This window comes from Herbaspirillum sp. UBA812 (assembly GCF_002296545.1).
Classification (GTDB): domain Bacteria; phylum Pseudomonadota; class Gammaproteobacteria; order Burkholderiales; family Burkholderiaceae_D; genus Herbaspirillum; species Herbaspirillum huttiense.
In genome coordinates, this window is the sequence record NZ_DBIC01000185.1 from 16,266 (window position 1) to 28,408 (window position 12,143).

General features: G+C 62.2%; 9 protein-coding genes. 1 reads left to right on the forward strand and 8 read right to left on the reverse strand.

Annotated elements, in window-relative coordinates:
- Window positions 1-2: 2 nt before the first annotated feature.
- The 8 genes from B3873_RS12340 to B3873_RS12375 all read right to left on the reverse strand — a co-directional run bounded on the left by B3873_RS12340 (window position 3) and on the right by B3873_RS12375 (window position 11,134).
- Complete coding sequence (locus B3873_RS12340) at window positions 3-2,465, reverse strand: type VI secretion system Vgr family protein (RefSeq protein ID WP_286866386.1); 2,463 nt, start codon at window positions 2,463-2,465, stop codon at window positions 3-5.
- 298 nt (window positions 2,466-2,763) lie between these two features.
- The gene (locus B3873_RS12345) at window positions 2,764-3,528 is read right to left on the reverse strand and encodes an enoyl-CoA hydratase (protein ID WP_286866390.1); all 765 of its coding nucleotides are present in this window, start codon (window positions 3,526-3,528) and stop codon (window positions 2,764-2,766) included.
- A 102-nt stretch (window positions 3,529-3,630) separates the two neighbouring features.
- Entirely contained in the window at window positions 3,631-4,827 is a 1,197-nt protein-coding gene (locus B3873_RS12350) for an acetyl-CoA C-acyltransferase (RefSeq protein ID WP_286866393.1), read from the reverse strand.
- Between the two features lie 50 nt (window positions 4,828-4,877).
- Entirely contained in the window at window positions 4,878-7,265 is a 2,388-nt protein-coding gene (locus tag B3873_RS12355; RefSeq protein ID WP_286866394.1) for a 3-hydroxyacyl-CoA dehydrogenase/enoyl-CoA hydratase family protein, read from the reverse strand.
- A gap of 222 nt (window positions 7,266-7,487) precedes the next feature.
- A complete protein-coding gene (locus tag B3873_RS12360; protein ID WP_034329395.1) occupies window positions 7,488-9,278 on the reverse strand; it encodes an acyl-CoA dehydrogenase C-terminal domain-containing protein in 1,791 nt (596 codons plus the stop codon).
- A gap of 17 nt (window positions 9,279-9,295) precedes the next feature.
- Window positions 9,296-9,997, reverse strand: a complete 702-nt coding sequence (locus B3873_RS12365; RefSeq protein WP_034329398.1) for a TetR/AcrR family transcriptional regulator — start codon at window positions 9,995-9,997, stop codon at window positions 9,296-9,298.
- 217 nt (window positions 9,998-10,214) lie between these two features.
- The gene (locus B3873_RS12370; RefSeq protein ID WP_121042392.1) at window positions 10,215-10,676 is read right to left on the reverse strand and encodes a hypothetical protein; all 462 of its coding nucleotides are present in this window, start codon (window positions 10,674-10,676) and stop codon (window positions 10,215-10,217) included.
- 83 nt (window positions 10,677-10,759) lie between these two features.
- Window positions 10,760-11,134: an RNA-binding S4 domain-containing protein gene (locus tag B3873_RS12375; protein ID WP_039785255.1), complete on the reverse strand. Its 375-nt coding sequence runs from the start codon at window positions 11,132-11,134 to the stop codon at window positions 10,760-10,762.
- 66 nt (window positions 11,135-11,200) lie between these two features.
- Here B3873_RS12375 and B3873_RS12380 point away from each other — a divergent pair.
- A partial coding sequence (locus B3873_RS12380) for a type VI secretion system Vgr family protein (RefSeq protein ID WP_286866397.1) occupies window positions 11,201-12,143 on the forward strand: 943 nt, incomplete at its 3' end.

Sequence of the window (12,143 nt, forward strand, 5' to 3'; positions counted from 1 at the left end):
GATCAGGCCGAAAAGAGAAACGCACCCGCGTTGTCAAATCCGCCCTGAGCAGGAATCACCAGTTGCGCATTCATTGATTTGGGTGAAGTGAATTCATGATTGGCGGCATGCACGATAAAGTCGCCACTGGTTCCGAACTCGACGCCATCGCCACTGAAGCGGGCGTAACTTCCACCACCATTGATGAGGATCTCTTCCTTCGCCGTGATCGTGATTTGCCCGGCTGTCTGCGTGATCTTGAGTTTGGCCAGCAGGTGGATGCTGTCGCTCAGTGCCTGCATGTCGATATTGCCCGCCGCCGCGATGAGTTTCATCCCGGCCCGGTGCACCAATAAGCGCAAGCTATTGCGCACACTGGCAAAGAAGCTGTTTCCGGCTGTAACGGCCACAGTGCCGCCGGTACTGACGACGGTATGTTCCGTGCTGGAAAGATGGGTGGATCCGTCCGTGCTGCCGGCGATGCCGACAGGGCTCGCCAGCACCAGTTGCGGCGTGGCGAACTCGGGAAAAGCTGCGCTCCCGGCAACGGAACCCTTTCCGGAGATGGCATTGTTCTGCTTATGCAGCGCAGCAGCCATGTCCGACAACTCCCCCGGCACCAGCGCACCGCATTGTTCGGCAAAGTCGGCGTGATGCTCCAAGGCTTGCTGTGCCAGCGCCAGACGTTGTGCCGTTTCGCCCAAATCCTTGGCCGGGCCTCCCGCATTGCGGCGTGCCTCGGTGGTAATGAGCATGCCGCGGCCAGCACGCGCCACACCCCACGCATTGGTGGCCAGCTCCCAGCCCTCTCCACGGGCCTCTTCCCGGCCCTGCGTCCGCTCTATGCGCACGATGTGACCCAGCGAGAGCTGACTGCATTGATGATCGGACTTCAACTGAACCTGCAGCTGTTCAGTCGTATCGTCGAGAATCAGATGATTGCCGCGTCCTCCCGGTGCATTTCCCGTGCCCGGCGCCAGCTCGCGGCTACGCAAGCCGGAAAGTGCCCGCTGCTCAGGCAAGGTCCAGGGCGGCATGTTCCAGCGATTGGCCACGGCAGCAAGAATGATCGGCCGGTCAGGGTCACCGGATAGCCAGTGCACGATGACTTCCGAGCCCACCCGGGGAATGGCCGCGCTCCCAAGCTCAGCACCAGCCCATGGCCCGGCAACCCGGATCCAGGCCGAACTGCGGTCATCGTTGCCACCGATCCGGTCCCAGTGAAACTGGACGCGCACCCGGCCATACTCGTCCGTATGAATGCTGTCCGGGCCGGAAGGACCTACGACGGTGGCCGTCTGCGGTGCCAGTATCCGCGTGTCTTCGCTGTTGAACTGGCGTCCTGGTCGCCAGGGGATGGAGCGACGTGTGCACGTGAGCCATTGCTCATAGCGGGAGCGCTCTGATGGTGCTCGCTGCAATACATTGTTGACTGCCTTGTGCTTCACGGAGAGGATCAGGAAGTCATCCTTGCCGGTGGCATCACTCCGGCCGTGCGGTCCGTGGTTGAAGTGATCAACCAGGCGAAAGTAACGACCCGGTTCGATGTAGCGGCAATTGCCTTCGCCTTGATAAGACTTGGCAATGGCCTCCACTTCTTCCATGCGCAGCTTGGCCATCTCGTATCCGGCATCGGCATTGCGGAATCCATAGGCACCGGCATATTCATACGACTCCACATGCGGCACGCATCCCTGCTGGTTCAGCGTGGGCGCATCGCGCCAGACCGGACGCGGATCCTTGAAGTTGAACGAACTCAAGGCCACGCTGGCCGGCATCATCTCGCGCGTGCATGCCCAGCGGTGTATGCCATCCTCCTCACTCGCCCCGCCCTGATCGTGAAAGCGCACCTCAGGACCACAATCAATGGGCAGGCAGCAGCTGGAATCGCTGGCGACGACGAGCGTATGTCCCTGTTCATCATGCCGATAGAAGTAATGCCAGCCTGCGGCTTCCCAGCGGCGGCACAAGTAATTGAAGTCGGTTTCGTTGAACTGGCAGGCATCGGTCATGGGCGGATCTTCGCCGCTGACCTGCCATTCCCACCGGGGATAAAAGGAATAATCCGAGAAGATGCTTTCACTCTGCTCCCGCAGAGTCTTGCCGTGGAAAAGATAGTTATCCTTGCGCAAAGCAAGGAATTTCAGCCAGGGACCTAGCCAGGCTTCATAGAGCGTCAGCGCGCCGTCCGAATGGAGGCGACGAAAGCCGAAGACATAACCGGAGAAATAGCGCAGGCTGCCATCGGATCGGACCATGGCCACATTGAGCAGCTTTCCCTGTATCTCCTTGAGGGACAGGCTGGGCTCATCCGACAGCAATTCGACCTTGAAGGAAAAATCACGGGAGAGACCTTCCTCGGCCTCAATCTGATGCACTGCGAAGCGAGCGGCAGGGGCATCCTGATGCGGAAAGTGCAGGCGCAGGAAGCGCCGATGCTCCTGGCTCTGCATCAGCCGGGTCAATGCTTGAAAGGTCTCGTGCATGCCTCCTCCTTGAAAGCCTCACCTGCGTTGGAACGAGATGAAAAGGAGGACGATGTTAGCCAGTCGGGATCCGCTGCGATAGCGAAGAAATCCTAGAATTGGCGCCTTAATGGGAGGTTGAAAAACGGGACAAGCCGACGTAATTATTAAGTAACTTTTGATGAAATTCTCATTTCTTTTGCTGCACTGACTGCTAGAAGAATTTCAGTACCACATCGCACTGCGATTTACCGTTCAAAACCACTGCCGGTCAGATGGCGCCTCCCGCAGCACCAACCGCAGGAGATGCACCATGACATCAGGAAAACTGCGTGAAATCCGGCTTGCGCTTCTCGAAGAAAGCCGTGAACGCTTCCTTGGCCTCGGGCGCGGTCAGCATGCGCGAGAAGTGCTCGATCTCGGCCACCATCTGCTGCTCGGTCGCGGTGACGCGATTCTTCTTCATCAACTGCTTGGTCACCCGGATCGAGGCCGCCGGCAACGCCGCCAGCTTGGCTGCCTGCTGCTGCGCATAGGGCAGCAACTCCTCCAGCGGCAGCACGCGGTTGACCACTCCCATCTGGCAGGCTTCGTCTGCGCCGAAGGCTTCGCCCAGCAACAGCTTCTCGGCCGCACGCTGGTAACCGGCGATATGCGGCAACAGCAGTGAAGACGCCGCCTCCGGGCACAAACCCAGTTGCGTGAAGGGCATCGAGAACTTGGCATTGTCGGCCGCATACACCAGGTCGCAATGCAGCAGCAGCGTGGTACCGATGCCCACGGCCACGCCGGAGACGGCGGCCACGATGGGCTTGCTGGCATGGCTGATCTGCCACAGGAACTGGAATACCGGCGCATCCTGGGTCTTGGGCGGATTCTTCAGGAAGTCTTCCAGGTCATTACCCGCCGAGAAGGATTTGGGCTTGCCGGTGAAGAGGATGGCGCGGACCGCATTGTCAGTCTCGGCCTCCTTCAAGGCATCGGCCAGCTGCTGATACATGGCCGCGGTGATGGCGTTCTTCTTGTCTTCGCGATCGAAGTGGATGGTCAGGATGCCATCGGCCTTGGTGAGCTGGATATCCATCTGCACAGTCTCCTTGAATGTTATAAATGATTTATAAGGTTCATGAAAAAAGCCGCACGGCATGCGCAGTGCGGCTTTTGCATCAGGCCTTGCGGGCGCGGATCAGACGCGTTCGAAGATGCCCGCCGCACCCATGCCGGTGCCCACGCACATGGTCACCATGCCGTACTTCAGGTTCTTGCGGCGCAGTGCATGGATGGTGGTGGCGGCACGGATCGCACCGGTGGCTCCCAGCGGGTGGCCCAGGGCAATCGCACCGCCCATGGGGTTGACCTTGCTCGGGTCCAGGCCCAGGTCGCCGATGACGGCCAGCGCTTGTGCCGCGAAGGCTTCGTTCAGTTCGATCCAGTCGATCTGGTCCTGGGTCAGGCCACCGGCCTTCAGGGCCGCAGGAATCGCTTCCTTCGGACCGATGCCCATGATCTCCGGCGGCACGCCGCGCACGGCGAAGGAGACGAAGCGCGCCAGCGGGGTCAGGTTGAACTGCTTGAGGATCTTTTCCGAAACGATGATCAGCGCGCCTGCGCCATCGGAGGTCTGCGAGCTGTTGCCGGCCGTGACGCTGCCCTTGGCGGCGAAGACGGGCTTCAGCTTGGCCAGCGCGGCCAGGTTGGAATCGGCGCGCGGACCTTCGTCCAGGGCGACGGTGCGGGTCTTGATGTCGATTGCGCCGGTGGCCAGGTTGGGGAAGCGCTCGACGATCTCGACCGAGGTCATCTCGTCGGCGAATTCACCGGCCTGCTGTGCGGCGATGGCCTTCTGGTGCGAGGCCAGCGAGAACTCGTCCTGCGCTTCACGCGAGACCTTCCACTGCTGCGCCACCTTCTCGGCGGTCAGGCCCATGCCATAGGCCATGCCGACGTTCTCATCCTTGAAGGCATTGATGTTGATGGAAGGATGGAAGCCCATCATCGGCACCATCGACATCGATTCCGCACCGGCGGCGATCATGACATCGGCCTCACCGACGCGGATGCGGTCAGCGGCCATGGCGATGGCGGTGATGCCGGAGGCGCAGTAACGGTTGATGGTGACGCCGCCGATGGTGTTGGGCAGGCCGGCCAGCAGCACGGCATTGCGCGCCATGTTGAGGCCCTGTGCGCCTTCGGGGAAGGAGCAGCCGACGATGGCGTCCTCGATCAGCTTGGGATCCAGGCCCGGCACCTGCGCCACGGCGGACTGGATGGCACGCACCAGCAGGTCATCCGGGCGGGTGTTCTTGAACATGCCACGCGGCGCCTTGCCGATGGGGGTGCGGGTGGCGGCGACGATGTAGGCGTCTTGCAGTTGTTTGCTCATTACCAAATCTCCTTGGACTCTCCCTCCCCTTCAAGGGGAGAGAGGTTTCATTAATTGCGCACAGGCTTGCCGGTTTGCATCATGCCCATGATGCGTTCCTGGGTCTTGGGGTGGTTGAGCAGCTCCATGAAGAACTTGCGCTCGATGTCGAGCAGCCATTGTTCATTAACGATGCTGCCCTCTTCCACTTCACCACCGGCAACGGTCTCGGCGATCATCTTGCCGAGCTTGAAGTCGTGGGCCGAGATGAAGCCGCCATCACGCATGTTGACCAGCTGCGCCATGATGGTGGCCAGGCCGTTGCGGCCGATCACCGGCACCTGCGGCGGCAGTTGCGGACGGTAGCCGGCATCGAACAGCGCGCGCGCCTCGACCTTGGCCACGTGCAGCAATTCATAGGGGTTGAAGACAATCACGTCATCCTCGCGCAGGTAACCCAGCTTGCGCGCTTCCAGTGCGGACTTGGAGACGTTGGCAGTGGCTGCCGCCAGCATGTATTCCTTCAGGAATTGCAGGATGTCGTTGCCCTTGGCTTCCTTGGCGGCGCGTACCGCGGCTTCCTTCAGGCCGCCACCGGCCGGGATCAGGCCCACGCCCACTTCCACCAGGCCGATGTAGGACTCGATGGAGACCACGCGCTTGGCGGTATGCAGCAGCAATTCGCAGCCACCGCCCAGCGCAAGGCCGGCGACCGCGGCGATTACCGGCACGCTGGCGTACTTCAGGCGCTGGTGCGCCTGCTGCAGCTGGTGCACCACCGGCTCGATGGCCTTGACGCCACCGGACATGAACAGCGGCAGCATCGACTGCAGGTCGGCACCGGCCGAGAAGGCACCGCCTTCGGCTGCATCCGGATGCCAGATCACCAGGCCCTTGAAGTTCTGTTCGGCTTCGGTGACAGCCTTGTTCATGCCATCGATCACGCCTTGGCCGATCACGTGCATCTTGGTCTTGAAGGACAGGATCAGCACATCGTCGTTCTGGTGCCAGATGCGCACCGATTCGTCTTCGAAGAAGGTGGTACCGGCGCTCTTGCCATCGGCCGCACCCTCGCCCACCAGCGGGGCACGGAAGGCCTGGCGCTGGTAGACCGGCAGCTCGGAACGGGCCACGTCGGCCTTCTTGGAGGGCGACCAGGAGCCCTTCTCCGAATGCACGCCGTCACGGCCATCGAAGACCCAGTCGGGCAGCGGTGCGGTGGAGAGTGCCTTGCCGGCTTCGATGTCTTCCTTGACCCATTGCGCGATCTGCTTCCAGCCAGACGCCTGCCAGGTCTCGAAGGGACCGACGCTCCAGCCGAAGCCCCAGCGCATGGCGAAGTCGAGGTCACGGGCGTTGTCGGCCACCGATTCCAGGTGCACGGCGATGTAGTGGAAGGCATCGCGGAAGATGGCCCACAGGAACTGGCCTTGCGGATTGGTCGAATCATGCAGCGCCTTCATGCGCTTGACCGGATCCTTTTCCTTGAGGATGCGGGCGATGATGTCATCGGCCTTGGCACCGCCCGGGACGTAGTCGCCCTTGGCCGGATCGATGCGCAGGATGTCCTTGCCCACCTTCTTGTAGAAACCGGCACCGCTCTTCTGGCCCAGCGCGCCCTGCTCGACCAGCTTGGCCAGCAGCGGCGGGGTGGCATAGGAGGAGAAGAAGGGATCGTCCTTCAGGTTGTCCTGCATGGTCCGGATGACATGGCCCATGGTATCCAGGCCCACCACGTCGGCGGTACGGAAGGTGCCGGACTTGGCACGGCCCAGCTTGGCACCGGTCAGGTCATCGACCACATCGACCGAGAGGCCATACTTCTCGGCTTCGATGATGGTGGCCAGGATGCCGAACACGCCCACGCGGTTGGCCACGAAGTTGGGGGTGTCGAAGGCACGCACCACGCCCTTGCCCAGGGTGGTGGTGAGGAAGGCTTCGAGCTGATCGAGGATGTGCGGTTCGGTCGATTGGGTCGGGATCAGTTCGACCAGGTGCATGTAGCGCGGCGGGTTGAAGAAGTGCACGCCGCAGAAGCGCGCTTTCAGGCCCGCATCGAACCCTTCGGAGAGGGCATTGATCGACAGGCCCGAGGTGTTGGAGGCGAAGATCGCCTTGGGGCCGATGTGCGGGGCGACCTTCTTGTAGAGGTCGTGCTTCCAGTCCATGCGCTCGGCGATGGCTTCGATGATGAGGTCGCAGCCTTCCAGCACGGCCAGGTCATCCTCGTAGTTGGCGACCTGGATCAGGGCCGCGTCATCCTTGTTGCCCAGCGGCGCCGGGCTCAGTTTCTTGAGGTTCTCGATGGCGCGTTGCACGATGCCGTTCTTCGGGCCTTCCTTGGCCGGCAGGTCGAACAGCACGACCGGCACGCGGGCATTGATGCAGTGGGCGGCAATCTGGGCCCCCATGACGCCCGCGCCGAGCACGGCCACTTTTTTGACGATGAAATTGGACACGCAAATCTCCTTTGCTGGTGCTGCAAACATGAAACATGAATTCGGGCCTGGCAAGGTGCTGCGCCGCTGGGACGAGCGCTCACTGTACGCTCTTTATCCCGGGTGCGGCGGCTCACAGCATGCCCTGCCGCAGTGACGCCCGCGTGACGCCGTCACGGGCCGCATTGCGTTGGATCAACGCCGCGTGCAGGCATGCAGCCCGCGCGCGGCGTGGTGTTGCGATCAGAACAGTTCTGCGTCCAGCGCCATCAGGTTGGCCGCACCCGAACGGGCCTGGCGAATCAGCATCGCGGTTTCCGGCAGCAGGCGCGCGAAGTAGAAGCGCGCCGTGGCCAGCTTGGCGGTGTAGAAAGCGTCGCCGCTGTCCTGCTTTTCCAGCGCGATCTTGGCCATGCGGGCGAACAGGTAGGAGAACACCAGGTGGCCCACCACGCGCAGGTAGGGCACTGCAGCCGCACCGGCTTCATCCTGGTTGGCGAAGGATTTCATGCCGATTTCCATGGTCAGCTTGGTCACCTTGTCGCCGATGTCGGCCAGCGGGGTGATGAACTCGGACATGGACTCATCGGTACCGTGCTCTTCCACGAAGGCCTGGATCTGCGCGCCGAATTTCTTCAGCTTGGCACCGTTGTCCATCAAGATCTTGCGGCCCAGCAGGTCCAGCGACTGGATGGTGTTGGTTCCTTCATAAATCATGTTGATGCGGGCATCGCGCACGTATTGCTCCATGCCCCACTCGGCGATGTAGCCGTGTCCGCCGTAGACCTGCAGGCACTCGGAAGTGGCCATCCAGGCATTGTCGGTCAGGAAGGCTTTCACCACCGGGGTCAGCAGGGCCACGATGTCGGCACTGTCCTTGCGCACCTGCTCATCGGGGTGGGTCAGTTCCTTGTCCAGCTCCAGCGCCACATACGAAGTGAAGGCGCGGCCACCTTCGGCGAAAGCCTTGGCCGTCAGCAACATGCGGCGCACGTCCGGGTGCACGATGATCGGGTCAGCCGGCTTGTCGGCGGCCTTGATGCCGGACAGGCTGCGCATCTGCAGGCGGTCCTTGGCGTAGACCAGGGCGTTCTGGTAGGCCACTTCGGTCAGGCCCAGGCCTTGCATGCCCACGCCCAGGCGGGCTGCGTTCATGAACACGAACATGGCCTGCAGGCCCTTGTGCGGCTGGCCGATCAGCCAGCCGGTGGCGCCGTCCAGGTTCATCTGGCAGGTAGCGTTGCCGTGGATGCCCATCTTCTCTTCGATGGCACCGCAGAAGATCGGGTTGCGCGCACCCAGCGAGCCATCGGCATTGGGCAGGAACTTGGGAACCAGGAAAAGTGAAATCCCCTTCGAACCTTCCGGCGCATCGGGCAAACGGGCCAGGACCAGGTGAACGATATTGGCGGACACGTCGTTTTCACCGGCGGAGATGAAAATCTTGTTGCCGGTGATCTTGTAGGAGCCATCGGCCTGCGGCTCGGCCTTGCTGCGCAGGAGGCCCAGGTCGGTGCCGCAATGGGCTTCGGTCAGGCACATGGTGCCGGTCCATTCGCCCGAGACCAGCTTGGGCAGGTAGAGCTGCTTCTGTTCGTCCGAACCGTGCGCATGCAGGCACTCGTAGGCACCGTGCGACAGGCCGGGGTACATGGTCCAGGCCTGGTTGGACGAGTTCAGCATCTCGTAGAAGGAATTGTTTATCGTCAGCGGCAGACCCTGGCCGCCAAAGTCCGGATCACAGGACAACGCCGCCCAGCCGGCTTCGACGTATTGCTTGTAGGCTTCCTTGAAACCCTTGGGCGTGGTCACGGCCTTGCTCTCGCGATCGAAATGGCAACCCTCGCGGTCACCCGAATGGTTCAGCGGGAACAGGACCTGCGAGGCGAACTTGCCGCCCTCTTCCAGCACCTGGTCCACCAGTTCGCGGTTGGTGTCGGCGTGGGGCGGCAGTTCCTTGAACACTTCCTCGACATTGAGCAGCTCGTGCAGCACGAATTGCATGTCGCGCAAGGGGGCGTTGTATTGGGGCATGAATGTCTCCGGACGGGTTACGCTGCCTTCCTGGCAGCCGATTTGGAATTCTTGGGGGCGCTGGTACTGGCGCTGTCGCTGCCCTGCGGGCGGTAGCTGTCGATGAGGCGGCGGAAGCTGGCCTCGGCACGTTCGACGCTGCCGGGGATGTGCAGGAAGCGCGCATCGTGATGCAGGGCCAGGATCAGGCCATACATTTCATAGACCATCTGGCTGACCTCGATGTCGGTGCGCAGGTGGCCGGCTTCCATGGCCTGCTTGATGCAGCGTTCCAGCGCATCGCGCCAGGCCTGGACCATGGCAACCAGGTGATCGCGGATGGCGCCCGGGCGGTCGTCATACTCAACCGCGCCGCTGATGTAGATGCAGCCCAGGGCGATTTCCACCGTGACCTGCTTGATCCAGCGCGCGAACATGCCTTCCAGGCGCGGCAGGCCGCGCGGCTCCTTGATGGAGGGATAGAACACGTCCTGCTCGAAGCGGTTGTGGTACAGGCGCACGACCTCGATCTGCAGGTCCTCGCGCGAGCCGAAATGGGCGAAGACGCCGGACTTGCTCATCTTCATCTTCTCGGCCAGGAGGCCAATGGTGAGCCCTTCCAGGCCATCACGGCTGGCCAGCTCCAGCGCCACATCCAGGATGGCAGCGCGGGTCTGCTCGCCCTTGCGCAGGAACTTGGGCCGGGCGGGCGCGGTGGTCACCTTGCTTGTCTCAGTCATCGTTGTCTCTTTGATATCCGCCGCAGGCGGCGACGGGAAGGAACCGGTTCGACGGGCGCGGCTCGGGGTCCGCTGTCTTGTGCCCTGGATAACCCGGCATGAATTTATCTTCATGCAGAATTTATTCGAACGATCGTACTATTATTCATCGCGCCGCAAATGTCAAACAAAAAATCGGGCTGTCTTGCGGTATGGATTTTTGCCGGGCGGCAAGCCTTCAGGCGGATTCGGAAGGGGGGCTGGCGGCACCCAGCAGGTCGTGGGCATCGAGCAGGGCGTAGACGATGGTGGGGTTGTTTTCCAGGCACTTGCGGATGGCCGCCGGGATGGTGTCGCGCGTCTTGCGGCACAGGCCTGGCTGCTCGGCCAGGTGGATCTGCAGGCCGCGCACGGTGCGCACCTCGTTGGCACCGGGGCTGATATGCAGGTGGATGCCGAGGTTCTTGCGCATGAGGCTGCCCACATGCAGCAGCTCGTCGTAGGTGCTGACGCGGGTGATGCGTTCGATCAGGCGTTTTTCTTCTTCACGGGTGAGCCAGAGCACGCGGGCTTCCGGCGCGTGCAGGCATTCCAGCAGCGCCTCACGCTGGCAATCGCAGGCACCGGGCGGGCACTCCTTGCGCAGGGGCCGGGCCACGGGGACGGACTGCATCGATTCGGAAGAGACCACCTGAGACATCTGCACCTTTGCACCTGGGTTGGAGAAAAGACAGGCCGGGGAAAACGGCCTTCATCTTACAACGAGCCAGCGCTGCGGCGGGATCAGGATGAGGACCGGTCCAGCAGGCGGCGGTCACGCTTGGTCGGGCGCCCCTTGATCTCGGCCGAGGGTTCGCGGAAGAGGCGATGGCGTTCGGCCAGCGCGGCACGGCGCGTGATGCTCTCTTCGGTTTCCTGATAGAGGGTGGCGGCGATGGCGGCCGAGCCGCGCTTGTCGGCGATGCCGGTGACCAGCACTTCCCATTCGGTGGAACCGTTGTCGATGTCCAGGCGGTCGCCGTTCCTGACGTTGTGGGCGGGCTTGGTGCGCTCGCCGTTGAGCTTGATGCGGCCGCGCTCCACGGCTTCGGTGGCCTGAGACCGCGTCTTGAAGAAGCGTGCGGCCCAGCACCATTTGTCGATGCGGGTGGTGTCCATGTCGGGATGAGAAGTGGTCAGTGATGCCTAGTGAGTAGCGGTAATTATCGATATTTTTTGAATCATTTGCTCAAGAAAATCGGGATTCACTTCCTTTCTTTGGTGAATCTCTGCCCTGGTGGATCAGCCTCACTATGCTGGCCAGTTTTTGTGGCCACGCTTGTCGCTGCCGTCCATTCCGCCATGACAGATCAATTCCAGACCATCGCTGCGACATTTGCCGGCGCCGTACTCTCGCAGCAACACCGTCCCCTCAGGCTGCGCTGGCGGGCGCAGGAAGCTCATTTCGCGCAATGGCTGCTGGTGCAGCGGGTCGACATCGAAGAAGCTTGTCTGGAAGGAATGCAGGCGAAGCTGACCTGCGTGTCCAGCGATCCTGAACTGCCGCTGCAGGCCCTGCTCGGACAGCCGCTGGGCATCGAGATGGTGACTGACCGAGGCGGTCTGCATCACACCAACGGGATCATCACCGAGGCGCGCGCCGGCCAGGCCGACGGTGCGCTGCGGGTCTACCAGCTCACGCTCAAGGACGCGCTGTCGATCATGGAGGAGCGCATCAACACCCGCGTCTTCCGTCAGCTGAGCGTGCCGCGCATCCTGGAGATCATGCTCGGTGAATGGCGTCAGCGCAGCCCCGCACTGGCGACGGCATTTCACTTCGATCTGGATGGCCTGGAAGATCGCCGTTATCCGATGCGCGAGATCAGCCATCAGTTCAACGAATCCGATGCGCACTTCATCAGGCGGCTCTGTCGGCGCGAGGGCATTGCCTGGTATGTGGCCAGCCCCCAGCCGGCTGCCGATACCGGCAGGACAGAGGATGCAGACGTTCCAATGCATACGCTGGTGTTCTCCGATCAGTCCGCCCTGCTGCCCCGGGCCCTTGCCGGTACGGTGCGTTACCACCGCGAGGGTGCCACCGAGGAGCGCGACACCATCAGCGCATGGAGCCGCCAGCGCAGCCTGGTGCCGGGTCGTGTATGGCGCGGCAGCTGGGACTACAAGGCGG